Origin of the sequence: Caballeronia sp. GAFFF2, from assembly GCF_023631485.1 — a bacterium.
GTDB lineage: Bacteria > Pseudomonadota > Gammaproteobacteria > Burkholderiales > Burkholderiaceae > Caballeronia.
The window spans coordinates 16,397-41,143 of sequence record NZ_JALQDA010000018.1; the positions used below are offsets into that span (position 1 = coordinate 16,397).

The 24,747-nt window shown below is 62.2% G+C and carries 28 protein-coding genes; 15 read left to right on the forward strand and 13 right to left on the reverse strand.

Translation table 11 applies throughout. The features are described from left to right. Positions 1–11 precede the first annotated feature (11 nt). Complete coding sequence (gene tsaE / locus NCT04_RS11845) at positions 12–575, forward strand: tRNA (adenosine(37)-N6)-threonylcarbamoyltransferase complex ATPase subunit type 1 TsaE (RefSeq protein WP_244826165.1); 564 nt, start codon at positions 12–14, stop codon at positions 573–575. Continuing rightward, positions 557–2,092 carry an N-acetylmuramoyl-L-alanine amidase gene (locus tag NCT04_RS11850; protein WP_250465569.1) on the forward strand — a complete coding sequence of 512 codons (1,536 nt, stop codon included), beginning with the start codon at positions 557–559 and terminating at the stop codon, positions 2,090–2,092. Before tsaE ends, NCT04_RS11850 begins: the two co-directional genes overlap by 19 nt. 620 nt (positions 2,093–2,712) lie before the next feature. Here NCT04_RS11850 and NCT04_RS11855 read toward each other — a convergent pair. Beyond that, positions 2,713–3,594: an EamA family transporter gene (locus NCT04_RS11855; protein ID WP_250465571.1), complete on the reverse strand. Its 882-nt coding sequence runs from the start codon at positions 3,592–3,594 to the stop codon at positions 2,713–2,715. Positions 3,595–3,766: 172 nt separating this feature from the next. Then, complete coding sequence (locus NCT04_RS11860; protein WP_244826168.1) at positions 3,767–4,033, reverse strand: hypothetical protein; 267 nt, start codon at positions 4,031–4,033, stop codon at positions 3,767–3,769. Positions 4,034–4,246: 213 nt separating this feature from the next. On the opposite strand from NCT04_RS11860, the gene NCT04_RS11865 reads away from it, so the two are divergent. Further along, positions 4,247–5,146, forward strand: coding sequence for a pirin family protein (locus NCT04_RS11865; protein ID WP_250465572.1), 900 nt, complete (start codon positions 4,247–4,249; stop codon positions 5,144–5,146). Positions 5,147–5,243: 97 nt separating this feature from the next. Beyond that, the gene (gene trxA / locus NCT04_RS11870) at positions 5,244–6,092 is read left to right on the forward strand and encodes a thioredoxin (protein ID WP_250465574.1); all 849 of its coding nucleotides are present in this window, start codon (positions 5,244–5,246) and stop codon (positions 6,090–6,092) included. A 274-nt stretch (positions 6,093–6,366) separates the two neighbouring features. Here trxA and NCT04_RS11875 read toward each other — a convergent pair whose 3' ends face one another. Next, positions 6,367–7,212, reverse strand: a complete 846-nt coding sequence (locus NCT04_RS11875; RefSeq protein ID WP_250465576.1) for a tRNA threonylcarbamoyladenosine dehydratase — start codon at positions 7,210–7,212, stop codon at positions 6,367–6,369. 267 nt (positions 7,213–7,479) lie between these two features. On the opposite strand from NCT04_RS11875, the gene pdxH reads away from it, so the two are divergent. From pdxH to NCT04_RS11890, 3 genes are all read left to right on the forward strand, one after another. Next, positions 7,480–8,121 carry a pyridoxamine 5'-phosphate oxidase gene (gene pdxH, locus NCT04_RS11880; protein WP_250465577.1) on the forward strand — a complete coding sequence of 214 codons (642 nt, stop codon included), beginning with the start codon at positions 7,480–7,482 and terminating at the stop codon, positions 8,119–8,121. 139 nt (positions 8,122–8,260) lie between these two features. Then, on the forward strand, positions 8,261–9,475 hold the full coding sequence (locus NCT04_RS11885; protein ID WP_244826172.1) for a class I SAM-dependent methyltransferase: 1,215 nt from the start codon (positions 8,261–8,263) through the stop codon (positions 9,473–9,475). Between the two features lie 155 nt (positions 9,476–9,630). Further along, positions 9,631–10,644, forward strand: a complete 1,014-nt coding sequence (locus NCT04_RS11890) for a DUF72 domain-containing protein (protein WP_502800662.1) — start codon at positions 9,631–9,633, stop codon at positions 10,642–10,644. 239 nt (positions 10,645–10,883) lie between these two features. Here NCT04_RS11890 and msrA read toward each other — a convergent pair whose 3' ends face one another. After that, a complete protein-coding gene (gene msrA / locus NCT04_RS11895) occupies positions 10,884–11,444 on the reverse strand; it encodes a peptide-methionine (S)-S-oxide reductase MsrA (protein ID WP_244826174.1) in 561 nt (186 codons plus the stop codon). Between the two features lie 437 nt (positions 11,445–11,881). Between msrA and NCT04_RS11900 the strand changes: the two genes are divergently transcribed. Further along, positions 11,882–12,394 carry a flavin reductase family protein gene (locus NCT04_RS11900; RefSeq protein ID WP_250465581.1) on the forward strand — a complete coding sequence of 171 codons (513 nt, stop codon included), beginning with the start codon at positions 11,882–11,884 and terminating at the stop codon, positions 12,392–12,394. A 33-nt stretch (positions 12,395–12,427) separates the two neighbouring features. Here NCT04_RS11900 and NCT04_RS11905 read toward each other — a convergent pair whose 3' ends face one another. Next, a complete protein-coding gene (locus NCT04_RS11905) occupies positions 12,428–12,934 on the reverse strand; it encodes an Lrp/AsnC family transcriptional regulator (RefSeq protein WP_244826176.1) in 507 nt (168 codons plus the stop codon). 130 nt (positions 12,935–13,064) lie between these two features. Between NCT04_RS11905 and kynB the strand changes: the two genes are divergently transcribed. From kynB to kynA, 3 genes are read left to right on the forward strand one after another with little or no spacing between them, the layout of a single operon-like run. Further along, on the forward strand, positions 13,065–13,697 hold the full coding sequence (kynB, locus tag NCT04_RS11910; protein WP_250465582.1) for an arylformamidase: 633 nt from the start codon (positions 13,065–13,067) through the stop codon (positions 13,695–13,697). Positions 13,698–13,731: 34 nt separating this feature from the next. Continuing rightward, positions 13,732–14,982, forward strand: a complete 1,251-nt coding sequence (gene kynU, locus NCT04_RS11915) for a kynureninase (protein ID WP_250465585.1) — start codon at positions 13,732–13,734, stop codon at positions 14,980–14,982. A 12-nt stretch (positions 14,983–14,994) separates the two neighbouring features. After that, the gene (kynA, locus tag NCT04_RS11920) at positions 14,995–15,891 is read left to right on the forward strand and encodes a tryptophan 2,3-dioxygenase (RefSeq protein ID WP_250465586.1); all 897 of its coding nucleotides are present in this window, start codon (positions 14,995–14,997) and stop codon (positions 15,889–15,891) included. A 124-nt stretch (positions 15,892–16,015) separates the two neighbouring features. Here kynA and NCT04_RS11925 read toward each other — a convergent pair whose 3' ends face one another. Continuing rightward, positions 16,016–16,768, reverse strand: coding sequence for an IclR family transcriptional regulator (locus NCT04_RS11925; protein WP_244828103.1), 753 nt, complete (start codon positions 16,766–16,768; stop codon positions 16,016–16,018). A 380-nt stretch (positions 16,769–17,148) separates the two neighbouring features. Between NCT04_RS11925 and NCT04_RS11930 the strand changes: the two genes are divergently transcribed. The 4 genes from NCT04_RS11930 to NCT04_RS11945 all read left to right on the forward strand — a co-directional run bounded on the left by NCT04_RS11930 (position 17,149) and on the right by NCT04_RS11945 (position 20,004). Beyond that, entirely contained in the window at positions 17,149–18,339 is a 1,191-nt protein-coding gene (locus tag NCT04_RS11930; protein ID WP_250465588.1) for an acyl-CoA dehydrogenase, read from the forward strand. A 250-nt stretch (positions 18,340–18,589) separates the two neighbouring features. Beyond that, a complete protein-coding gene (locus NCT04_RS11935) occupies positions 18,590–18,892 on the forward strand; it encodes an ElaB/YgaM/YqjD family protein (protein WP_244826181.1) in 303 nt (100 codons plus the stop codon). Between the two features lie 197 nt (positions 18,893–19,089). Further along, positions 19,090–19,470: a phage holin family protein gene (locus NCT04_RS11940; RefSeq protein ID WP_244826182.1), complete on the forward strand. Its 381-nt coding sequence runs from the start codon at positions 19,090–19,092 to the stop codon at positions 19,468–19,470. Between the two features lie 21 nt (positions 19,471–19,491). Further along, positions 19,492–20,004, forward strand: a complete 513-nt coding sequence (locus NCT04_RS11945) for a DUF3318 domain-containing protein (RefSeq protein ID WP_244826183.1) — start codon at positions 19,492–19,494, stop codon at positions 20,002–20,004. 4 nt (positions 20,005–20,008) lie between these two features. Here NCT04_RS11945 and NCT04_RS11950 read toward each other — a convergent pair whose 3' ends face one another. The 7 genes from NCT04_RS11950 to glyA form a co-directional block, all read right to left on the reverse strand. Beyond that, positions 20,009–20,458, reverse strand: coding sequence for a type IV pilin protein (locus tag NCT04_RS11950; RefSeq protein WP_250465589.1), 450 nt, complete (start codon positions 20,456–20,458; stop codon positions 20,009–20,011). A gap of 167 nt (positions 20,459–20,625) precedes the next feature. After that, the gene (locus tag NCT04_RS11955; protein WP_250465591.1) at positions 20,626–20,958 is read right to left on the reverse strand and encodes a pilus assembly PilX family protein; all 333 of its coding nucleotides are present in this window, start codon (positions 20,956–20,958) and stop codon (positions 20,626–20,628) included. Continuing rightward, complete coding sequence (locus NCT04_RS11960; protein ID WP_250465624.1) at positions 20,955–21,722, reverse strand: PilW family protein; 768 nt, start codon at positions 21,720–21,722, stop codon at positions 20,955–20,957. Before NCT04_RS11960 ends, NCT04_RS11955 begins: the two co-directional genes overlap by 4 nt. Further along, positions 21,719–22,150 (reverse strand): type IV pilus modification PilV family protein, encoded by a 432-nt coding sequence (locus tag NCT04_RS11965; RefSeq protein WP_250465593.1) that lies wholly within the window; start codon positions 22,148–22,150, stop codon positions 21,719–21,721. The genes NCT04_RS11960 and NCT04_RS11965 overlap by 4 nt, the downstream gene beginning before the upstream one ends. Beyond that, positions 22,147–22,695: a GspH/FimT family pseudopilin gene (locus NCT04_RS11970; protein WP_244826187.1), complete on the reverse strand. Its 549-nt coding sequence runs from the start codon at positions 22,693–22,695 to the stop codon at positions 22,147–22,149. The genes NCT04_RS11965 and NCT04_RS11970 overlap by 4 nt, the downstream gene beginning before the upstream one ends. Positions 22,696–22,850: 155 nt before the next feature. Continuing rightward, positions 22,851–23,333 carry a transcriptional regulator NrdR gene (nrdR, locus tag NCT04_RS11975; RefSeq protein WP_250465595.1) on the reverse strand — a complete coding sequence of 161 codons (483 nt, stop codon included), beginning with the start codon at positions 23,331–23,333 and terminating at the stop codon, positions 22,851–22,853. 30 nt (positions 23,334–23,363) lie between these two features. Further along, positions 23,364–24,611, reverse strand: a complete 1,248-nt coding sequence (gene glyA / locus NCT04_RS11980) for a serine hydroxymethyltransferase (protein WP_250465596.1) — start codon at positions 24,609–24,611, stop codon at positions 23,364–23,366. Between the last annotated feature and the right edge of the window lie 136 nt (positions 24,612–24,747).

Genomic DNA, 24,747 nt, shown 5'->3' on the forward strand with positions numbered 1-24,747 from the left:
TTTTACGAGCAATGCCCGAAAGCCCTGTACGAACGACGCCTGATTTTCCTTCCGCGCTCCTCGAACGCCGCTTCGATCTGCGCGACGAAGCGGCAACGCTCGCCTTCGGGGAACGCTTCGCACGCGCCATCGACGAGACGCGCAAGCAAACCTCGGCCGAACGTTTTTCGGGCTTGCAGGTCCAGTTGATCGGTGACTTGGGCGCGGGCAAGACCACGCTCGTGCGCGCGACCTTGCGCGCGCTCGGTCATGCGGGCCGCGTGAAGAGTCCGACTTACACGCTCGTCGAGCCCTATTCGCTCGACACGCCAGGCGGGCCGCTCGATGTCTATCACTTCGATCTCTACCGCTTCGCCGATCCCGCCGAATGGGCCGATGCAGGCTTTCGCGAGTATTTCGATCGCGGCGCGGTGTGCCTCATCGAATGGCCGCAGCAAGCAGGCGGACTGCTCGGCGTGCCGGACCTCGTGTTCGAACTTGCCTTGCCCGACGAGAGCCGTGAAGTCGAAGAAGGCCGCGTGCTGAATGCGCGGGCGTTTAGCGAAACAGGAAAGACATGTCTCGAAAGATGCTGATCAAGCCGTTTCATTCGATCGAATCGGGTGCGAGCGCGCCGCACAACTGGCGGCGGCGTCAGGTGCTGCGCGCGGGCGCATCGACGCTTGCGCTTGCGCTCGTCGCACCGAAGCTCGCGCACGCGAGTTCCGTGCTCGGCGTGCGCGTTTGGCCCGCGCGCGATTACACGCGCGTGACCATCGAATCCGACCAGCCGCTCACGAACAGCAATCAGACGCTGCAAGGCCCGGACAGACTCGTCGTGGATCTGAACGGCATCGATCTGGATCAGTCGCTGCGCGATCTCGTCTCGAAGATCACGCCGAACGATCCGCAGATTCAATCGGTGCGCGTCGGTCAGTACCAGCCGCATGTCGTGCGCATGGTGTTCGACCTCAAGGGTTCGGTGAAGCCGCAGGTCTTCACGCTAGGGCCAATTGGAAGCTACAAGTATCGGCTCGTGTTCGATCTTTACCCGGCCGTCGCGCCCGATCCGCTGATGGAACTGCTCGCGCAGTCCGAGCACAAGCAGGAGGCCTTCGACCGCGCCAATCCGAATCCTTCCGCGCCGCCGCCCGCCACGCTTTCGGGGCCGGCCACGCCGCAGAAATCGCTCTCGCAGGATTCGACCGACGAGTTTTTCCAGAAGTACGCTCAGGGCGATGCCCCGGACAACGCCGCGTCGGTGGCGCCGAAGCCTGCGCCTATGCCTGCGCCATCCGTGCCGAAGCCGTCGCGCGTCGTGCCGCCCGTGATCGCGAAGAAGGATGACGACGACAGCGACCAATACACGTTCTCGCAGCCCAAGCAGGATCGCTCGGGGACGACGCGCCTTCTGACTGTGGCCATCGATCCGGGTCACGGTGGCGAAGATCCCGGCGCCATCGGCGGCGCGGGGACGTATGAGAAGCACATTGCGCTCGATATCGCGAAGAAGCTGCGCGCGAAGATCGACGCGCAACCCAACATGCGCGCCATGATGACGCGTGATGCCGATTTCTTCGTGCCACTCAATGTGCGTGTGCAGAAGGCGCAGCGTGTCGGCGCCGATCTATTCGTGTCGATTCATGCGGACGCGTTTACCGAGTCTTCGGCGCGTGGTTCTTCCGTTTTCGCGTTGTCGGAACATGGTGCGTCGAGCGCGGCAGCGCGGTGGATGGCCGCCAAGGAAAATTCGTCGGATCAGGTCGGTGGCATCAACGTGAAATCGCAAGACGCTAGCGTGAATCGCGCGCTTTTCGACATGTCCACTACGGCGCAGATTCGCGATTCCATGCGGTATGGGAGTTTCGTGCTGAATGAAATCGGGGGCATTAACAAACTGCACAAGGGATCGGTCGAACAAGCAGGGTTTGCCGTGCTCAAGGCACCGGATATTCCTTCGATTCTCGTCGAAACCGCGTTTATCAGTAACCCGGATGAGGAGACTCGCCTCAACGATGATGCCTATCGGGACAAGATGGCTAGCGCCATTATGAAAGGCATCAGGCGGTATTTTGCTGCTAATCCGCCTTTGGCTAAGAGTCGCATGACTTGAAGACGTTGGTTTGCGGCTCTTTTGCGGTTCTTTTGCGGTTCTTTTGCGGTTCTCGCGCAGTCTCGTTCAGTAGCCGCCTCCCCGGCGGGGGGGTCCCTTTCTTTGCTGCTGCAAAGAAAGGAACCAAAGAAAGCAGCTCAGGAACCGGCTCCTGAAGCACAACTGGTTCCCCGCTGTTTCTCACAAACCCTTTGGGCACTTCCCATTGCTCGCGCTCGTGGTAATCAATTACTAGGCATGCGGATTTTTTTGACTGCGCTGGGACCTTTTTTGCGGTCTGATGTTTTTTCGCGCTTCTGATGAGTTGAGCCGTTGCCTTGCGTTTCCGTTCAGTAGCCGCCTCCCCGGCGGTGGGGTCCCTTTCTTTGCTGCTGCAAAGAAAGGAACCAAAGAAAGCAGCTCAGGAACCGGCTTCTGAAGCACAACTGGTTCCCCGCTATTTACCACAAACCCTTTGTGCACTCCCCCTCCACTCACGCTCTCGGTAAAACTCATAAGACCAAAGCTTTTTTCGGAGTCGCTGTTCGAGTTTCTTCTCTGGCACTTCCAAGGAAGTCGGCCGTTGTATTGCTTTTTTCTTTAGCCGCCTTCACTTTAAGGGTTCATTTTTCGCGGTTTTTTTATCGCGGGACGGGGAATAGTCTCTGTTTCAAGCGTGCGCCGAATACATTGACCGCCAATCCCGCCATTACCAGCGCCGCGCCCGCTACTTCCGCCGGTGTCAGCGCCTCGCCCAGAAACACCGCCGCCGATGCAATACCTATCACCGGCACCAATAACGAGAACGGTGCGACCTGCGCCGCCGGGTAGCGCGCAAGCAATTTGCCCCACAAGCTGTAGCCAATGATGGTCGCGATGAACGAGAGGTAAACGATCGCGAAGATCGATATCGACGGGATCGCCGCAAGGCTCGCTTCAATGCGCGCCGGGCCCTCGAAAATCAACGACAACGCAAGAAACGGCAGCGGCGGTATCAGGCTCGCCCACACTACGAGCGACAGCAAGTCGACCTTGCCCATGCGCTTCGTGACGACATTGCCAAGCGCCCACATCGACGCCGCGCCAAGCGTGAACAAGAACCCTGTGAGGGTCATCGCGTGGCCGCCCTGCATGCCGATCAGCGCTAGCCCGGCCGCCGCGATCAAGAGTCCAGCTATGTTCATCGCGCGGATGCGCTCGCCAAGCATGAAGGCGGCGAAGATCAAGGTGAAGAACGCCTGCGCCTGCAAGACGAGCGAAGCAAGTCCCGCCGGCATGCCGACCGACATGCCATAGAACAACAACGCAAACTGGCCGAACGAAATGGAAAGGCCATAAGCGAAAAGCCAGCGCAGCGGAATTCGCGGGCGCTTGACGAAGAAGACCGGCACCGCGGCCAGCGCGAATCGCAAGGCGCCCAGCAAGAACGGCGGCACGCCGTGCAAACCCAGTTTGATGACAACGAAATTCACGCCCCACGCGAGAATCACCACCAACGCAATCAACAAATCCCTTGGCGACATCGCCGCTCCTTCGTGCACTTCGATTGAAAGTCACACGAGTTTAGCGGGGCGCACTCTGCGGTGGCTTGTGAAAAACTGCGCTCACAACGCCTTGGCGTCTTGGCGCATGCAGACAAAAAAATGCCCGCGCCTCCCAAGGGAAGCGCGGGCGCTTCACAGCAATCCGGACCGCTTACTTGCTTTGGCCGGATTCCGCTGCCGCATTGTTGCCGGTTTCGACGTCAGGCGTCTTCTTGCCTGCCGACGGATGCGCGCTGTGCTTGCGCATCTTGTGCTTGGTCGTGCCCGACGACGACGTGCCATCGGTCGACGCGCCAGTGTCGGTCTGGCCCATGGCCGCCGACGAGTTGCCCGACGAGGTCTGGGCCATTGCGCCGGTTGCAGCCGTGGCGCTCAAAAGACCCGCGGTGATGGCGATCAACAGTTTATTCTTGCTCATGGTTTCCTCTCCTATCAATTGACGTTTGCGCACATTCTGCACGCATGCTGCAAAAAGCGCGGTCCCTTCGTAAAAAACACGTGAAGCACGCGTAACTCCGCACGAAGTCGATGAAGCGTTTTCCACATCCCCGATGAGAGCGCATCGCCGTAGCGGCCGGTAGAATCGGCGGTTCCAGGCGCGCAACCGGCGCGTCAGCTCCCGGAACCGCCAATGTCCACGTCGATCCGCGTCCTACTCAAACCACATCAACACGATGTCGGCGGCCTCACGGTGAGGCGCGTGCTCCCCGCACTGGCAGCACGCACTGTCGGACCCTTCATCTTCTTCGACCACATCGGTCCCGCAACCCTCGTGCCCGGACAGGGACTGGATGTACGGCCGCATCCGCATATCGGGCTCGCAACCGTCACGTATCTCTTTGAAGGCGCGATCATGCATCGCGACAGCGTCGACTCCGTGCAGAAGATCGTGCCCGGCGACGTCAACTGGATGACCGCCGGGCGCGGCATCGTCCATTCGGAACGTACACCCGACGAGGAACGCGAGCGAGGCCAGACGATGCATGGCATCCAGACCTGGGTCGCGCTGCCGGTGGCAAGCGAGGAAGTCGAGCCTTCGTTCGAGCATCATGCGGCGTCCGCCTTGCCGCAAATCGAGCGCGACGGCGTGACTTTGCGCGTAATCGCGGGCACCGCGTTCGGCGCCCAAGCGCCCACGCGCACGTTCTCGCCAACGCTTTACGTCGCCGCCGATTTCGCTCGCGGCAGCGCGCTCACGCTCGATACCGAACACGAGGAACGCGGCGTGTATCTCGTCGAAGGCGATCTGTCCATCGACGGCCAAGCGCTGCCCGAACAGCAAATGGCCGTGCTCGAACCGGGCGCGCCGGTGCGTTTCGAGAGCACGAACGGCGCGCGCGTGATGATTCTCGGTGGCGCGCCGCTCGACGGCGCACGCATCATCGAATGGAATTTCGTCGCCAGTTCGCGCGACAAGATCGAGGCCGCGAAACAGGCATGGAGCGAGCAGCGCATGGGGCACGTTCCCGGCGAGACGGAGTTCATTCCGCTGCCGCCCGCGCGCCGCGAGAATCGCGCGCCCGAGGCATGAGACGTGCATCGGCGTGAATCAACGCCGTGGCCGTTGAGAGTTATGCAAGCGTCCCCATCTAATTTCAAGACACATTGCAGGCATTAGGAGAGAACGCATGGAAACGACCCTCGCTACGTTTGAAAACGACGTCATTAACGCGTCGATGCTCGCGCCCGTTCTCGTCGATTTCTGGGCTCCGTGGTGCGGCCCGTGCAAGACGCTCGGTCCGATGTTGGAACGGCTCGAAGCCGAAGCCGCCGGTAACTGGAAGCTCGTCAAGGTGAATGTCGACGAGAATCAGGAACTCGCGCAGCACTTCCAGGTGCGCAGCATTCCGCACGTGATCGCGTTCGCGGAAGGCCGGCCAGTGGACCAGTTCATCGGCGTGTTGCCGGAGGGCCAATTGCGCGAGTTTCTCGACCGGCTCGTGCCTGCTGGCGCCGAGGCCGAGCGCCGCGCCGCGCACGACGCGTGGGCGAGCGGTAACCGCAAGGACGCGATCGATCGCATCAAGGCCACGATCGCGCTCGATCCGAGTTACGAAGATGCGCGCCTCGATTTGATCGAATGGCTGATCGCGGAACGGCGGATCGACGAAGCGAAGGAAGAAGACAAGCTGCTTTCGCCTAAGACGACGCAGGGCATCGACGCGCGCTACAACGCGCTCAAGACCGAACTCGACGCCGCCGATGCAGCCGCCGGACTGCCGCCCGCCGACGATCTCATCGCGGCGGTGCACGCGAAACCGGACGATCTCGAAGCGCGCTTTGCGCTTGCGAACCGTTTGATTGCCGGCCGCGATTATGGTGGTGCGCTGGAACATCTGCTGGAAATCGTCGTGCGCGATCGCGCGTTCATGGACGACGTCGGCCGCAAGACGATGCTATCGGTGTTCGAACTCGCGGCGAATCAGCCGGATGTCGTGGCGTACTGGCGGCGCAGGCTGAGTGCCGCGATGAATTGAGCATGCATGATCGGCTCGTGGATGCAAAAACGGCCAGCTCGTGGAAGCTGGCCGTTTTTTGTTGGCTGCGGTTGGTCGCGTGATGTCAAGCAGCGCATGTTCGCCGTGTGGCCACGTCGACTCGCGTGCATGCATGAAACTGGCGGATTTGCCGCGACGCCAGCTCGTCATATTCGTGCGAAAACCGACCTGCCATCGACGCAAGCCACCACCATTCACGCTTCTGTGACTTTATCCGCGCGCCGTTTTTACGTCCCCGCAAGAACCTGCCGCCCTAAGCCGCCTTCTTCGCCAACGCCCGAAGCACGAACGCCGCCGCCGCGAACCCAAAGCTCGCCGTCACACACACGCTGGACCCGAAACCCGCGCAATTCAGCCCGACCGGGCCCGCGTATCCCGCGCCGGTTTCTAGATGCTCCGCGCCCTCGCTGATATCGCAAGCCGCCGCTTCCGGGTAAATGAGCGGCTCGTCCGAATACACCGCGCTGACCTTGAAACGCGCCTTCGGTCCGCGCGGAAAGCCGTGCAATTTGCGCAACTGGCCGCGCACTTTCGAAAGCAGCGGGTCCTGAATGGTCAACGCCAGGTCGTCGATGCGAATACGCGTCGGATCGAGCTGCCCGCCCGCGCCGCCCACCGTGATCAGCGGCTGCTTGTTCGCGACACACCACGCAATGAGCGCGGTTTTCGTGCGCACGCTGTCGATGGCATCGACGATGAAGTCGAAACCGCCGCCGAGCATTGCATCGAAGTTACCCGGCTCCACGAAGTCCTCGATCTGCCGCACGTCGCAGGCGGGATCGATCAAACGGATGCGCTCGGCCATCGCCGTGACCTTGGCCTTGCCGTAGTTGCCGTCGAGCGCGTGGATCTGCCGGTTGGTGTTGCTTTCGGCGACGTTGTCGAGATCGATCACCGTGAGCTTGCCGATTGCGCTGCGCGCCAGCGCTTCAGCCACCCACGATCCCACGCCGCCTATGCCGATCACCGCGACATGCGCGCCTTCGAACGCCGCGAGCGCAGGCGCGCCATACAGACGCGCGATGCCGCCGAAGCGTCGGTCGCGGTCGGCGATCTCGTCGGCGGAAGGTGACTCGTTGGGAGCGATGGTGGCAGTCATAGGTGGAAGCAGAAACCGAAAAAGCGCGGAAGGGCTTCGCGGAGCATGGGCAAAAACAAGCCAAACGCCGCTGCGGCCCGTCAGGCATAGCTTACAAGCGCCTGTCTAATTGACAAAGTTGGTAGACCATTCATGCAGAAAGCGCGCGAATTGCGTATTCTGCCTTATCGAAACCCAAGGGGTGATAGCCGGACCGGATTCACCACGGCAAGGGCAAGAAAGAACCACCTTGGCTATACTGACGCCGACTGTAGCGTTTGCATAAAAATGACCACCCTCGCAGACCTTCGCAAAAATTATTCTCGCGGCTCACTCGACGCCGCCGACGTCGCGCCGGACCCGGTGCGCCAGTTCGACACCTGGTTCGCCCAGGCGCTCGACGCGAAACTGCCCGAACCCAACGCCATGACCTTGGCCACCGTCGACGAGAACGGCCGGCCCTCCGCGCGCATCGTGCTGATCAAGGGGTTCGACGAACGTGGCTTCGTTTTTTTTACCAATTACGATAGCCGCAAAGGCCGCGAAATCGCCGCCAATCCCGCGGCAAGTCTGCTGTTCCACTGGATCGAGCTCGAACGTCAGGTTCGTGTCGAAGGCGTGATCGTCAAGACGAGCGCCGAGGAAAGCGATGCCTATTTTCAGTCCCGGCCGCTCGGATCGCGCATTGGCGCGTGGGCGTCGGAACAGAGTCAGCCGCTCGAAAGCCGCGAGGCGCTCGAAGCGCGCGAGCGCGAAATGATCGAAAAATTCGGCGACGCACCGCCGCGCCCGCCACATTGGGGCGGCTACCGGCTCGTGCCGGACACAATCGAATTCTGGCAAGGACGTCCGTCGCGGCTGCATGACCGCATCGTCTATGAGCGCGAGCGCGCGGACGGCCCGTGGGATATCAAGAGGCTCGCACCCTAAGACGGGTCCGGTAGCAGGCAGTACGTCGTCATAAAACGCAGCACCACGGCAACGAACATGAAGGCGCGTCGATGCACGGGCATCCAGAACCGGCACGGCGGGCCTTCCCCTTGATTTTCTTTAGCGCGGAGAAGCAAGCATGTTCTGGGAGAAGAAGCTGACGCAATGGGTCGAGGAAGTGCGGGCCAGGGCCAACCTGCCTGCGCGCCTCGTGCTTTGGGATGGACAGCAGCACGACTTCGGGCAGTTCGCCGCGCCGCAAGTCACGTTGCATGTAAAGAGCGCGACGGCGCTGCCTTATCTGCTGGAACCGAGTCTCGACAATCTCGGTGAAGCGTACGTGAAAGGCAAGATCGATATCGAGGGCAAGCTCTCGGACATCATCAACGTCGGTTATTCGCTCGCGAAGAACACCGTCACGAGCGCGGGCAAGCTGGCTCGCGTGCGGCGCTACTTCAATCACTCGAAGGCGTCGGACAAGAAGGCCATTCAGTACCACTACGATGTGTCGAACGAGTTCTATCAGCTCTGGCTCGACAAGAACATGGTGTACTCGTGCGCGTACTTCGAAAACGGCGACGAAGATTTGGCCACCGCGCAGATCAAGAAAATCGATCACATCCTGACCAAGATTCAAGTGCAGCCGGGCCATCGTTTGCTCGACATTGGCTGCGGCTGGGGCGCGCTCGTGATCCGCGCCGCGCAGAAGTTCGGCGCGAAGTGCGTGGGCGTGACGCTCTCGGAAAACCAGTTCAAGCTCGCGACGCAGCGCGTGAAAGATGCCGGCCTCGAAGATCAGATCGAAATCCGTCTGCAAGATTATCGCGACGTGCCGGGGCAATTCGACCGCATCACGAGCGTGGGCATGTTCGAGCACGTCGGACGCAAAAATCTGCCGGGCTACTTTGCAAAGATTCGCGATCTGCTGGTCGATGACGGCGTCGCGATGAATCACGGCATCACGTCATCCGACGCCGACAGCGGCGAGACCGCGCTCGGCGGCGGCGAGTTTATCGACCGCTACGTGTTTCCGGATGGCGAGTTGCCGCATATCGGTCTCGCGCTCGAAAGCATGCAGCGCGGCGGGCTGGAAGCGATCGACATCGAAAGCTTGCGCCGGCATTACGCGCGCACGCTCGACATCTGGGCCGAGAGCTTCGAGGCAAATGCCGAGCAAGCCAAGAAGCTCGTCGATGACGAGAAATTCCGCATCTGGCGCGTGTATCTCGCGGGTTGCGCGTACGCGTTCGAGAACGACGACGTGTCGATCTATCAGGTGGTGTGCCGCAAGGCGGGCCGCAGCGCGACGACCTTGCCGTGGTCGCGGAAATACATTTACGAGAAGGCGCTCTGAAGCAGGGATCGAAGTTTTCGGGAGAGGACGCTGCGCGTGACGGCGACGCGCAGGGCTCCCTGCTCGATGACGCGGCGCCGAGTGAGATTGCGCCAGCCGGTGAGCCAGAGTGCCTGCCGGCGTCGGCGGAACACGGGCAAGCCACAGAACCCGACCTGTTCGAAGAACCCGCGCCGCGCAAGCCCGCGAGCCAGCCGAAGGCACGCGGCGTCCTGCCCGCGCCATTGAACGCCGATCTCTACGCGCTCGCGAAAAAACTGCCCGAAGCCATTCATCTCGGCACATCGACATGGTCGTTTCCGGGCTGGCGCGGCATCGTCTACGGCGACGCGTATTCGAACACGAAGCTCTCGCGCGACGGCCTTACCGCCTACAGCGCACATCCGTTGTTGCGCTGCGTGTCCATCGACCGCTCGTTCTACGCACCGCTTTCGCTCGCCGACTACGCGCGGTATGCGAGCCAGGTGCCGGAGCACTTTCGCTTCATCGTGAAGGCGCCTGCCGCCGTCACCGACGCCTTCATCCGCGGCCAGCGCGGCGCGCCCGATGCGGAGAACCCCGCGTTTCTGAACGCGCGGATTGCCATCGACGAATTCGTGACGCCGTGCATCGGCGGGCTTGGGACGAAAGCCGGCGCGCTCGTGTTCCAGTTCTCGCCGCTGCCGGATGTGATGATCGTCGAGCCATCGCGCTTCATCGACCGGTTGGCGGCGTTTCTCGGCGCGCTTCCGCCGCTCGAAGGCGAGACGCGTTACGCCGTCGAATTGCGCGACGCCGTCATGCTGACACCGCGCTTCATACGCGCGCTGCGGGACGCGAACGTGCGCTATTGCATCGGCGTGCACGCGCGCATGCCGGACGTGCGTCGCCAGGCGAAGGCGCTCGCGTTGCTGGACGAAGAAACGCTAGGGCCGCTCGTCGTGCGCTGGAGTTTGCACAGCGGCTTTCGCTACGAACAGGCAAAGGCGAAGTACGAGCCGTTCGACCAAATAGTCGATGAAGACCGCGACACGCGCGAGGCGCTGGCCGAACTGGCCGCGCGATATGCGATCGCGGGCCAACCGGTGGTCATCGCGGCGAACAACAAGGCGGAGGGTTCCGCGCCGCTTACGTGCTTCGAGCTTGCGCGTGGGATTGCGCGGGAATGCGAGCGCGTACAACGCGGCTAGCGGTAAAGCTATAACGTGCGACGGCTGAAATCGACCGGGCTCCCCGGCGTACTGGCTGAACGCTCTATCCACCGCTATCGAGCCGCACTTCAGGCACGGCTCGCATGCCGTCACGTCTTTTCTTCAAGCGTGACTTGCACGCTAAGATGCCTTGCCTTATGGCATGGACTGAACGCGGCGACTTCCCGGCTCCGACACGGTATGCAGACCGCCCTCAAGCGCGGCCTCCGCCCCGCCTTTCACTTCTTCAACCGATGCGCGAACTTCTTGCGGAACTTTGCGACCTTCGGGCCGACAACCGCCGCGCAATACCCCTGGTTCGGATGCTGCTCGAAGTAGTTCTGGTGATACGCTTCGGCCGGATAGTAGTCGTTATCGAGCGCGGTGACCTGCGTGACGATCTTGCCGCCGAAGACATCCTCGCGCTGCAGTTCATCGATCACTTCGAGCGCGACCTTTCGTTGCTCGTCCGAATGCGTGAACACCGCCGAGCGATACTGCGTGCCCACGTCATTACCCTGGCGATTGAGTTGCGTCGGATCGTGCGTCGCGAAGAAAATCTCGAGCACTTCGCGGTAGCTGATGATCGCCGGATCGAACACGACCTTCACCACTTCCGCGTGCCCGGTTTCGCCGTCGCAGACCTGTTCGTACGACGGATCGACCACCTTGCCGCCCGCATAGCCGGATTCGACCGACACCACGCCTTCGACCGCCAGAAACACCGCTTCCGTGCACCAGAAGCAACCGCCGCCGAGCGTCGCGGTTTCGGTTCTCGCCTGCTCATTCTGCTGGGTCATGCGCAACTCCTCGTCAAGTGCATGCGGCCATGCCGCGGATCACCCATATGGATGCGCCTCGCCGCTTCTTCAACATTCCCCACGGTTTCTTCGATGTTTCGATGCGCGCAAAGGGCTTGCTCCGAGCTTACCGGCTTTTACAAAGCGGCGTTGGCCACACTGCCGACGCTGGCTTATGGCGGTTCCGGACGGCTGATTCCGCTAGAATCGAGCCAATCTCCAGCTTTTAGACAACACGAGAACAGGCCCTTCCGATTCGAATGCAACACGTATCCGGTTCGGCAAGACGAGATTCCACCACCTGATGACAAGCCCTTTCGCCCCGAGGAAACGCGCGTCCGGATCGGCATAAAACAAGACACTTCTAACCGATGACAAGTCCTCTCGCTCCAAGCGAAACTCGTCAGGTCGGCGAAAAAACAAGACGACTTTGCCCGATGACAAGCGCTAAAACCCCGAACTTCGATCCGAAAGAATTCCGCGCCGCGCTCGGCCAGTTTGCGACGGGCGTGACCGTCATCACCACGCGCACCGAATCCGGGCAGTTGATCGGCATCACGGCCAGTTCGTTTAATTCGGTATCGCTCGACCCGCCGCTCGTGCTGTGGAGTCTCGCCACCAAGTCGGCTTCGATGCCGGTGTTTCGCGCCAATAGTCACTACGTGGTGAACGTGCTCGCGGCATCGCAACTGGAGCTTTGCCGGCGCTTCGCCACGGTCAAGGGCGACCGCTTTGCGGGCGTCTCGCACGCGGCGGGCGACACCGGCATGCCAGTGCTCGACGGCGCGATTGCCTGGTTCGAATGCCACAATCGCAGCCGCTACGACGAAGGCGACCACGTGATCTTTGTCGGCGAAGTGGAGCGCTGTGGCGTGCGCGCGAAAGACGACAGCGCGCCTCCGCTCGTGTTTCACGCCGGCGGATTCCACACGTTGGGATCGATCGAATAAGCGCCTCGACGCTTGAGTATCAACGCCTCAGGCTCAAGGCGGGCTGCTTGGCCGCGCCGGTTGTTCGATCAGCGCGACGGGCACACCCGCATCGTCCTTCATGGTTTGCAAGACGATATTCGAGCGAATGTCGATAACGCCCGGCGCCTTATACAGCTTGCTCAGAATGAAATCCGAGTAGTGCTTGAGGTTGTGCGCGAGCACGCGCAACACGTAATGCGTGTCGCCCGTGACGACGAACGCGCCCACCACTTCCGGCCATTCGCGCACGGCCGCCGCGAACTTCTCGTGCCAGTTTTCCTGGTCGTTGCGCATGGAGACGTGCACGAAGGCTTCGAGCTCGATGCCCAGCCGCTCACGGTCCAGACACGCGCGATAGCTCGCAATCACGCCCTCTTCTTCGAGCAGGCGCATGCGGCGCAAACACGCCGAAGGCGAGAGCGCGATGCGCTCCGCAAGGTCCAGGTTACTGATCCGTCCATCTTCCTGCAGTACCGCCAGAATTCGGCAATCTGTTGCATCGAGCGTGAATCCGGTCATTTTTTAGTCCCCTAGCCCGTTTCATCGAATTATGTTCTAGCCACAACGTTTTTGGGTAGTTTTTTTGCAATCACATTTCGAGATAGCACGGCTATGATTTGACGCATCCCAGCGCTTTCTGTTAGCCGACATGACGCTTCTCGATGTTTCTCCGCCGATTTCCACCGACACGCCGGTCTGGCCGGGCGATACGCCCGTTGGTATCGAACGCGTCTGGCGCATGGAAGCGGGCTCGCCCGTGAACGTGGCGCGTTTCACGCTTTCGCCGCACACCGGCGCTCATGCCGATGCCCCGCTGCATTACGACGAACACGGCGCGGCTATTGGCGAGGTGCCGCTCGACACGTATCTCGGCGCTTGCCGGGTCGTGCATTGCATTGGCGCGGCGCCGCTCGTTTTGCCAGAACATATCGCCGATTTTCTCGACGATGACAACGCCCCGCCGCGCATCCTCCTGCGTACCTACGCGAGTGCGCCGCTCGACACTTGGGACAGCGCATTTTGTGCCGTCGCGCCCGCGACCATTGATCTATTGGCGGCGCGTGGCGTGAAGCTCATCGGTATCGACACGCCATCGCTCGATCCGCAGGAATCGAAGACGATGGACGCGCATCGCCGGATTCGCGCGCACGGCATGGCGATTCTCGAAGGCCTCGTGCTCGATGCCGTCGCGCCCGGCGACTACGAACTCATCGCGCTGCCGCTCAAATTTTCGACGCTCGATGCGAGCCCGGTGCGCGCCGTCCTGCGCCCGCTTTCCTGATCGCCCGATCTTCCCTGAACAATTGGACTTTTCGATGAAAAACCGTGACGACGCCGCCGCACTCGACCGCGACGACCCGCTGAATGCCCTGCGCGATCAATTCGTGCTTGCGAACGACGTGATCTATCTGGATGGCAACTCGCTCGGCGTGCCGCCCAAAGCGGCTGCCGCGCGCGCGGCCGGCGTGATCGCCGAAGAATGGGGCGAAGGGCTGATCCGCAGTTGGAACACCGCCGGCTGGTACGCGCTGCCGCGACGGCTCGGCAACAAGCTGGCTCCGCTCATCGGCGCGGGCGAGGATGAAGTCGTCGTGAACGACACGATCTCGGCCAATCTCTTCAAGATCCTCTCCGCGGCGCTCAAACTCGCGAACGAGCGCGATCCGAAACGTCGCGTGATCGTCTCCGAACGTTCGAACTTTCCGAGCGACCTGTATATCGCGCAGGGTTTGATCGAGCAGCTCGATCGCGGCTATGAACTGCGTCTCGTCGATGACGCGTCCGAACTGCCTGCCGCCATCGACGAACACACCGCCATCGCGATGATCACGCACGTGAACTACCGCACCGGCTACATGCACGACATGGCCGCGCTCACCGAGACGATTCATCGCTCGGGCGCAATCGCGGTCTGGGACCTGGCGCATTCGGCAGGCGCGGTGCCGGTCGATCTGAACGGCGTCGGCGCGGACTACGCCGTCGGCTGCACGTATAAGTATCTGAACGGCGGACCGGGTTCGCCTGCGTTCGTGTGGGTGCCCAAGCGTCATCAGGACACATTCTCGCAGCCGCTCTCGGGCTGGTGGGGGCACAAGAAACCGTTCGCGATGGACCCGGTGTATCGCCCGGACGATGGTATCGGTCGATATCTGTGCGGCACGCAGCCTATTGTCTCGATGTCGCTCGTCGAGTGCGGGCTCGATGTATTCCTGCAAACGGATATGCAGACCTTGCGGCGCAAGTCGCTTGCGCTTGGCGATCTGTTCATCGAGCTGGTGGAAGCGCGTTGCGGCGAGTTTCCGCTGACGCTCGCGACGCCGCGCGAACATGCGCGACGCGGCTCGCAAGTGAGCTTCGAGCATCCGAACGGCTATGAGGTGATGCAGGCGCTGATCGCGCGTGGCGTGATCGGCGATTATCGCGAGCCGCGTATTTTGCGCTTCGGCTTCACGCCGCTTTACGCGCGTTTCGTCGATGTCTGGGACGCGGTTGAAACCTTGCGCGATGTGCTCGCGACCGAAAGCTGGCGTGCGCCGGAGTTTGGCGAACGCGCTTCGGTGACTTGAGAGGTGACGGCCATGAATGAGGTCAAAGGCGGCGGATGTCCGTTCGGCCACGGTGCGGCCGATGCCGCACGGGCGGTGCATCCGGCAGAATCAGGCTGGCACGAAGCCAAGCTCGATTTCTCCGATTCGATGAGCTACGGCGACTATCTCGGCCTCGATTCGATTCTGACCGCGCAGCATCCACGCTCGCCGGACCACAACGAGATGCTGTTCATCGTGCAGCACCAGACGAGCGAACTCTGGATGAAGCTCGCGCTCTACGAACTGCATGCTGCCCTCGAAGCGGTTCATACCGACGCCCTGCCATCCGCCTTCAAGATGCTCGCGCGCGTGTCGCGCATCTTCGAGCAACTGGTGCAGGCGTGGAGCGTCCTCGCGACCATGACGCCTTCCGAATACACCGCGATGCGGCCGTATCTCGGTGCGTCATCCGGGTTTCAGTCGCATCAGTATCGGCAGATCGAGTTCATGCTCGGCAACAAGAATGAGCAGATGCTGAAGCCGCATGCGCATCGGCCGGAGATTCTCGCGCAGGTGCGACAGACGCTCGAAGCGCCTTCGTTCTACGACGAAGTGATCCGACTGCTCGCGCGACGTGGCTTCCAGATCGCGCCCGAAAGACTGCAGCGCGACTGGACCCAGCCCACGACGCACGACGCGTCGGTCGAAGCGGCGTGGCTCGCGGTGTATCGCGATCCGTCACGCTACTGGGAGCTCTATGAGATGGCGGAGGAACTCGTCGATCTGGAAGACGCCTTCCGGCAATGGCGCTTTCGGCATGTGACGACGGTGGAGCGCATCATCGGCTTCAAGCAAGGAACGGGCGGCACGGCGGGCGCTTCGTATCTGCGCAAGATGCTGGACGTGGTGCTGTTTCCGGAGCTTTGGCATGTGCGCACGATGCTTTGAGGTTGCGTGCGGTCGATGAGCTCAAGCTGCGGCGACTGCGCAATCGCGCGCGACCCTCGCCGCCCGGCGACGCTTCGAGCACGGCTGCTTCACGATGCCGCGAGCAGCCCAATCGAGCGGTCCTTCAGGCGAGCCGTCCCGCCAACGCCCTTAGCTTCGGCGCAATCGACTCGCGGAAATAACCCTCATCCATCGACGACGCCGGCCCGCTGCTGCTCAACACCAGCCAGCGCCCATTGCGCACGTCGCGAAACGGCGCGGCAATCGCGTTGACGTCGTCGTGCCATTCACGGAATGAATAGCAGCAGCCGTCGCGCGCGAAATCTTCGATCGCGCGCTGTGCCGAAGCCACTCGTTCGGCGCCTTCCCGTTCCCGCAATTCTTCCAGCAAGGCCGCGCGCTCATCGGCGTCGAGCACGGCGAGATAGGCGCGTCCCATGGAACTCGTGAGCATCGACAGACGCGATCCGGGCGCGAGGCCGAGCGTGAGCGCGGTTTCGCTACGAATGGTTTCCAGATAGATCATGTCGAGGCCATCGCGACAGCCGAGCGATACCGCCGCGCCGATCTCACGCGCCAGCGCCCGCATATGTGGCCGGGCGAGTTCCAGTGTGTCCGCGCCCGCCAATAGCGAGAAGCCGAGCGAGAGCACGCCCGTGTCGAGCGCGTACTTGCCGGCGGCATCGTCGAAACGCAGGTAACCGAGCGTGGTCAGCGTGTAGGCCAGACGGTTGACCGTCGCCTTGGGCAATCCCGTGCGCGCGACGAAATCGCGATTGCCAAGAAGCGTCTCGCCAGGGCGAAATGCGCGCAACATATCGAGACCGCGTGCGAGGGCGACGACGAACTTGCGATCGTCGGATGCGTTGGGCGACAGGTGGGAGTGGCGGTCGGACTCGTGGTTTGAAGCGCGTTTGGACGCGTGTCCGGGATTACGCTCATCCACACGCACGAATTCGTGGATGGATTCACGGCCGGACTCGCAGCTCGATTCGCGGCCTGAAGCGCGGACAGATTCGCGGCTAGAAGCGCCTTTGGAGTCGCCGGCTAATGCGTCTTCGGTTCTGCCATCAGATGCACGTTCGGCTTTTCGGCGAGATTCGCCGTCGGTTTCACGCCCAGAACCACGTTTGAAAGCAGCAGACATCGGGTGCTAAACTCGAATCTAATTGCAAAACATTGTTCCGCTAAGCGGAACGCAAGTCAAGCGCCGAAGCGAGGCGCTTTTCAATCGACACTGCATGGGAGGAGACGCATATGGCCGACGCCGCTCGCTTCAACTGGGAAGACCCGCTCTTGCTGGATCAGCAACTCAACGAAGAAGAACGCATGGTCCGCGACGCCGCGCGCGCCTACGCGCAGGACAAGCTGCTGCCGCGCGTGACGCAGGCGTTTCGCGAGGAAACGACCGATCCGTCGATCTTCCGCGAAATGGGCGAGCTCGGTCTGCTCGGCCCGACCATCCCCGAACAATACGGCGGACCGGGCCTCAAGTACGTGAGCTACGGCCTGATCGCGCGCGAAGTGGAACGCGTGGATTCCGGCTATCGCTCGATGATGTCGGTGCAATCGTCGCTCGTAATGGTGCCGATTCACGCTTTCGGCAGCGACGCGCAAAAGGAAAAGTATCTGCCGAAGCTCGCGCGCGGCGAGTGGATCGGCTGCTTCGGGCTCACCGAGCCGAACGCCGGTTCCGATCCCGCCAGCATGACGACGCGCGCGAAGAAAGTGCAGGACGGCTACTCGCTTTCGGGCTCGAAGATGTGGATCTCGAACTCGCCTATCGCGGATGTGTTCGTCGTCTGGGCGAAGCTGGATGAAAACGGACGCGATGAGATTCGCGGCTTCGTCCTCGAAAAGGGCTGGAAAGGACTGTCCGCGCCAGCCATTCACGGCAAGGTTGGATTGCGCGCGTCGATCACCGGCGAGATCGTGATGGACGAAGTGTTCGTGCCGGAAGAAAACCTGTTTCCGGAAGTTCGCGGTCTCAAAGGGCCGTTCACCTGTCTGAACTCGGCGCGCTACGGCATCTCGTGGGGCGCGCTCGGCGCCGCCGAAGCCTGCTGGCATATGGCGCGGCAATACACGCTGGATCGCAAGCAGTTCGGTCGTCCGCTTGCGGCAAACCAGTTGATCCAAAAGAAACTTGCCGATATGCAGACGGAAATCACGCTAGGCCTGCAAGGCGTGCTGCGACTCGGGCGCATGAAGGACGAAGGCACGGCAGCGGTCGAGATCACCTCGATCATGAAGCGCAATTCGTGCGGCAAGGCGCTCGACATCGCCCGGCTCGCGCGCGACATGCTGGGCGGCAACGGCATTTCGGACGAATTCGGCGTGGCGCGTCACCTCGTCAATCTCGAAGTGGTGAATACCTACGAAGGCACCCACGATATCCACGCGCTTATTCTCGGACGCGCGCAAACCGGAATTCAGGCTTTTTTCTGAAAGGCGTATGGTGCGACTCGAACTGATCGATCCTCTTTGTAACTTTCGATCAGTTTGCTGAAACTTTTACGGGTCAGATCGGCTCCCACCGTCAGTGATGTCGAGAGTTTGACAAGGCTGCGGCGATTTCCTTTGATTAGCATCAAGTGGAATGAAACCTGCAAGGAGTCTGTGTTGCAGGTTCCAGCCTGCTCGTCAGCAATCGCATCTCTGGCTGCGAATCAGGTAGCCTCACCGATTGGAGCCTTTAATGTCAGAAATCAATAAGGAGCGATTCATGTCGGACATCAAAACCGTTCTCGCTGACGCCGAAGATCTTCTCAAGCAAGCCGCCAGCGCCACGGGCGAACGCGCTTCCGAACTGCGCGAGAGCGCGCTCGCTCGACTGAAACAAGCGAAGGAGAAAGCCGCCGATGCACAAGTCGTCGTGATCGAACGAGGCAGAAAAGCCGCGCGCGCCACGGACGATTACGTCCACGAGCACCCGTGGGCATCCATTGGTATTGCGGCTGGCCTCGGCACGGTGATCGGGCTTCTCATCAACCGCAAATAAGCAGCACTTCCTCACGCTCCTCGACAATGGCCCGGTGATTGCTACGTTCGTAACAGTCACGGTCCATCATCAAGAAAGGACCGAGCCGCCAACGCCCGCTCGGGGCGCGCGGATCGACTCTCGCGCCGGAACGCCGCCTCGTGCGGCGACCGGGACAATATCAAAGCGGCACCCAACGCGCTTCTCGCACCCAAGCCATGACGACCGAACGGCCACCGCAGCAATCGTCCCCCGGACCGTTGCGACGAATCATCAGTTCTGCCTTCGCCATCTTCGAGACGCGCCTTGAACTCATCGGTATCGAGCTTCAGGAAGAGAAGGAGCGGCTTATCGGCGTACTGTTTCTTGGTCTCGCCGCCATGATGCTGGCAATGATGGCGCTGATCTCCCTCACCGTGCTCATCGCCATATTCTTCTGGGACACGTATCGCTGGCAGGCGCTTGGCGGCATCACGCTCGTTTATGCGCTGATTGCAATCGCCTGCGGACTGCGCGCGCGCAGCACGCTGCTCGACGCGCCGAACATGTTTGACGACACGCTCGCCGAATTCCGCAAGGACCGCGACACGTTCCACTGAACTCACACGGGCAGTCCGACCATGAGCAAAAAAGACGATACCTTCAAGCCGCCCAAGCGTGACAACGCCAAGGCGCTGCGCACGCCGCACATGCGCGCGCTGCGCAAGGAACTGCTGATTGCGCGCGCCGATGTCGAACGCATGGAGCTTCAACAGGCCACGCACGATCTGCGCACGTCGATCACGCACTTCAGTTTCCTGCGTTTTCTGATGCCTGGCGGCGGCAACCGGCGCACGCCGAAGCGCGGCGCATCGGGTGGCGGCATCGGCGGCATTCTGGCTTCGGTCAGCTCGATGCTTGGCGGCAAGGGCAGCAATCTCGGCCTGCTCTTCAAGCAGTATCCGATCATCGGCTCGGTGGCGTCGCTCGTGCTGACCAAGCCAGTGCGGACCGCCGTGGTGCGTGGTGCCAAGCCCGCGCTCAAGTGGGGCGGTCTGGGTTTGGTCGCCTGGGAAGGCTGGCGCATCTGGCAACAGATGAAAGCCCCGCATGCCGAAGCCACCACCGAAGCCGTCGATCCGACGGTCTTCTGAACGTTTAATTTTTCCCTCCCCAGCAAGCGGTGGACTGCGCGGTGTCCAGTGCAGTCGCCGCTGATCCCGTCGTGCGGTTCGACCGCACGCCCGTCGCGTCGACGATGAATACGCCGCAAGAATCGTCCTGCATCGGACCATATGCGACTGGCGTCGCCTCGATGCTGTATCCGCCATTCGTCGCCGATTCCGGCAGCACCGCAAGCCGATAAACCGGCGCACCGCTCGATGGCGCCTGATCCATGCCGGCGGAAAGCGTCACTGCATCCGTCGCCGACTGCGCGAGCCGCGTACTTTCGATGTATTGCACGGCGCGCATCGACGCCGCCGCCGCATCGAGCCGATGCGCCTTCGCCACGTGCTGCCGATACGCAGGCACCGCGAACGTCGCGATGATCGCCACGATGCAGAGCGCGATGATCAATTCCAGCAGCGTAAAGCCCTTGTCCTTCATGGTTCGTCCTCAAAACGGCTTCGCTACGACGCGCCGCCAATGTCGGGTCGCGCCATCGATTCTTGATTGCAGCCACGCCTCGGTCTCGGGCGATGCGCCGAAACCACGCGCCGTCACGAGATACGACGTCACCGCCACCGCCTGGTCCGTATGCGACCAAGCCTCGATCAGACATTGCGGCGCGCGGCGCGCATCGGCCAGTCGCCAAACGGCTCGATGGCGACGGCCGACGCTCCTTCGAACGACGCCTTGCTGCGCCAGCCCACGGGCTCCTGCGCGCCCGAACTCGTCACGACGGGCGCATCGGCAATCATGCGAACGCAGCGGACCAACGCGCTGTCGGCCGCATGGAACGCCTGCATCCGCTCGCGCGCCGACACGGCCGTGCGGGTCGCGACGAGCGAGGCTTGCAGCCAGGCGCTGGCGGTCACGAGCATCATCGCGGCGAGCAAGAGGACGATAGGCAGCACCGTGCCGCGCGAATGCGCGCGCCGCCTCACGACGCGCCTCGCGCGTTGCGTATGCCAACCGTGCGCCAGAAGGCCATGCGCGTGCGTCCGTCATCGCTGACGGCTGGTGCGCCATCGCAATCGACATAGTTCGCCCGACGTTTCGCCTGAATCGCCGCGCCACGCACGAGCACGCAAACCTCGGCGGCGTAGACATCCGGCCAGCGTTCGCGCGCGATGGCCGACGCGTCGAGCGCGGCCGGCGCACCCGCGATCCAGTAGACGACGCGCATCCGTTCGACGCCCTCCACCAGCGGTTGCGCCTGACGACCCCCGCCCTCGCAATAAAGCTCCGGCTCGCCGCTCGACGTGCTGGGCTTTGCGTAATAGCGGTTGAAGACGAACGCATCCGAAACCGTCTGGCCGATGCAGTCGGTAGGCGTGCCGCTCGTCGATGGCCACGTCGAAACCGTGTCGGCCGCGTAGCGGACCTGCAGACCGTCCGAGTGACTCGCGAGCGACTCGCACGACGCCGACGTCTCCGCGCCAATCACGCGCCCCTGCGAACAGCCGAAGAGCGGCGCGTCGGTCGCGCCCGCGGTCGAAAATCCGGCCATCTGCACTTGTTGAGCGACGAGATCGAGCGCGCCGGCGCCGGCATCGTGAATGTGCGCGGCATCGGCGGCACGTTCGAAGCCCGCACGCTGAGCGCGATAAACCGACAGCGACGCGGCCAGGATCAACAGCCCGAGCGCAAGCGCAATCGAAAGTTCGAGCAGCGTGTGGCCGCGTGAATGAATGAGCCGCGTGTTCATCGTGCAAAGGCCATCGCGATGCATGACGTGTGCGGTCGCGCCTGCGGTTCGGGACAAGGCTCCGCGCCTTCCGCGACATGCCAGCTGACGGTTGCGACCTGCACGCCGTTGCCGCGATCCGAGATGGCGATGTCTCCATCGGGCAGCAAAGCAGCCGCCCTCGCCCGCCACCTCGACAACATGGCCGAGCTATCCGCGCTGCCACGCGTTGCCTCGCCGATGGAGTCGGCAATCAGTGCCGCGCGTTCGCTCAACAGCGCCGTTCGTTCGGCTTTTGCCAGCGCGCTTTGCATGGCGACGAGTCCGAGCGCCGTGACCGCCGCGATCGACAGGGCGATCATCACCTCGATCAGCGAATCGCCGCGCGGGCGAACGGATCGAGTGCGCCCGCCGCGCCTGACGCTCGCCATGACCGATCGCGCGTTCATGCCGATGCTCCGCAAGCGCCTTGAGTCATGCGCGCACGCCCGCCCGCAGCCAATCGAATGCAGCGCCGCGACGACGCATTCGCGTTGGCATCCGCGCTGCGCGGGCCGAAATCGAAGCTACGGAAGCCGCCGATCACTTGGCCCATCGGCGGCGTGAACGAAAGATCCGTCGATGCGCCCGCAATGGCGACCGATGTCATCGCCGGCTGCAAGCGCAAGAGCGTCAGCGCGCCGTCTTTATCGACGAAGAGGCCCCAGCCGCACGACCAGTCCGCGATACCCGCGTCGCAAGCCTTGCCCGCCGCGAGGCAATGCCGGCTCGCATCGACGCGGCATAGCGTGACGCGCGCGCCGCGTTTGAGCGATTCGGCCCGCGCGAGCGAAAGCGTCGAGAAAAGCGAGCGCGCGCGGGCATCGATCTGATCGCGTGCCTGCCAGGAGAGAAACGAAGGCGTGGCGAAAGTCGCGAGGATCGCCATCACGGCAAGCACCACGCAAAGTTCGACGAGTGTGAAACCGGAATTCGAGAAGCGGCTCATCTGCATGCCTTATCGACGAGTTGAACGAATGCTCAATCTAGCGATAAGGAACGCGCGCCGCCATTAGCCGAATGGACGAGTGTTCACGCGCGTTCGCACGGGGCACACTGCCCGAGGGCAAAAGATCGACTGGGGGAAAGATGCTCGGTACAGACGCGCGATCAGCGCTTGCGGGAAGTGGTCTTTTTGGGCGCGGCGCGGCGGAATTCCTCGAGCACGTCCTCGAACTCGGACACGTCTTCGAAACGCTTGTAGACCGACGCAAACCGTACATAAGCGATGGTGTCGAGCTGCCGCAACTCGTTCATCACGAGTTCGCCGAGACGTTCGCTCTGCACTTCTCGCTCGCCGCTGCCAAGCAATTGATATTCGATGCGCGCGACGGCTGCCTCGATGGCGTCCGCCGCAACCGGCCGCTTGCGCAGCGCCAGCTTCATGCTCGCGACGATCTTGCGGCGATCGAACTCGGTGCGGCTGCCGTCTTTCTTCACGACCGACGGCAGCGCCAGTTCGACGCGCTCATACGTGGTGAAACGCTTGTCGCAGGATGGACAGCGTCGCCGCCGCCGGATGGCTGCGCCGTCCTCCGACACGCGAGAATCCACGACCTGGGTGTCTTCGTGTCGGCAGAAGGGGCAGCGCATCGGGGCTTGGTTCCTGGCTCGGTTCGAATATCAGCGATAGACCGGGAAACGCTTGGTCAGCTCGGTCACTTGAGCGCGCACGCGCTCGAGGTTCGCCTGGTCTTCCGGTGCGTCGAGCACGTCCGCAATCAAATTGCCGACCTGCTCCGCTTCCTTCACGCCGAAACCGCGCGTGGTCATGGCGGGCGAACCGAGACGCACGCCGCTCGTGACGAACGGCTTTTCCGGATCGTTCGGAATGGCGTTCTTGTTGACCGTGATGTGCGCGGCGCCGAGCGCGGCTTCGGCCGCCTTGCCGGTGATCTTCTTCGCGCGCAGATCGACCAGCATGACGTGGCTTTCCGTGCGGCCCGAGACGATACGCAGACCGCGCTTGACGAGCGTTTCGGCCAGCACGCGCGCGTTATCGACCACTTGCTGCTGGTACGTCTTGAACTCCGGCGTCAGCGCTTCCTTGAACGCGACGGCCTTCGCCGCGATCACGTGCATGAGCGGACCGCCCTGAATGCCCGGGAAAATGGCCGAGTTGATCTGCTTCTCGAATTCGGCCTTCATGAGGATCACGCCGCCGCGCGGCCCGCGCAGGCTCTTGTGCGTGGTCGTGGTCACGAAGTCCGCGTGCGGAACGGGATTCGGATAGACGCCTGCCGCGACGAGACCTGCGTAATGCGCCATGTCGACCATGAAGTAAGCGCCGACACTCTTCGCGATTTGCGACAGGCGCTCGAAGTCGATACGCAGCGCGAACGCCGACGCGCCCGCGACGATCAGCTTCGGCTTGTGCTCCTTGGCGAGCGCTTCGGTCTTTTCGTAGTCGATGTCTTCGGCTTCGTTCAGGCCGTAGCTCACGACGTTGAACCACTTGCCCGACATGTTGACGGGCGAACCGTGCGTCAGGTGGCCGCCTTCGGCGAGGCTCATGCCCATGATCGTGTCGCCCGGCTTCAGTACGGCGAAGAACACGCCCTGGTTGGCCTGCGAACCGGAGTTCGGCTGCACGTTCGCGGCTTCGGCGCCGAACAGTTGCTTGACGCGGTCGATTGCCAGTTGCTCGACGATATCCACGTATTCGCAACCGCCGTAGTAGCGCTTGCCGGGATAGCCTTCGGCGTATTTGTTGGTGAGTTGCGAGCCTTGCGCGGCCATGACGGCCGGGCTCGTGTAGTTTTCCGAGGCGATCAGCTCGATGTGATCTTCCTGACGGCGATTTTCCTGCTCGATCGCTTTGAGCAGTTCGGGATCGACCTTGGCGAGGGTACTTTCGGCTCTGTCAAACATACGTTTTCCGTGAGATCAAAACAGGTTGACCGGATCGCGCGTGACGATGCGTTCGAAGCACGAACGCAAAACGCAAGGAAGACGCAGGACGCCAGACGGGTCCACACGCGACGGATGAGGGAAGAATCCGGGTTCG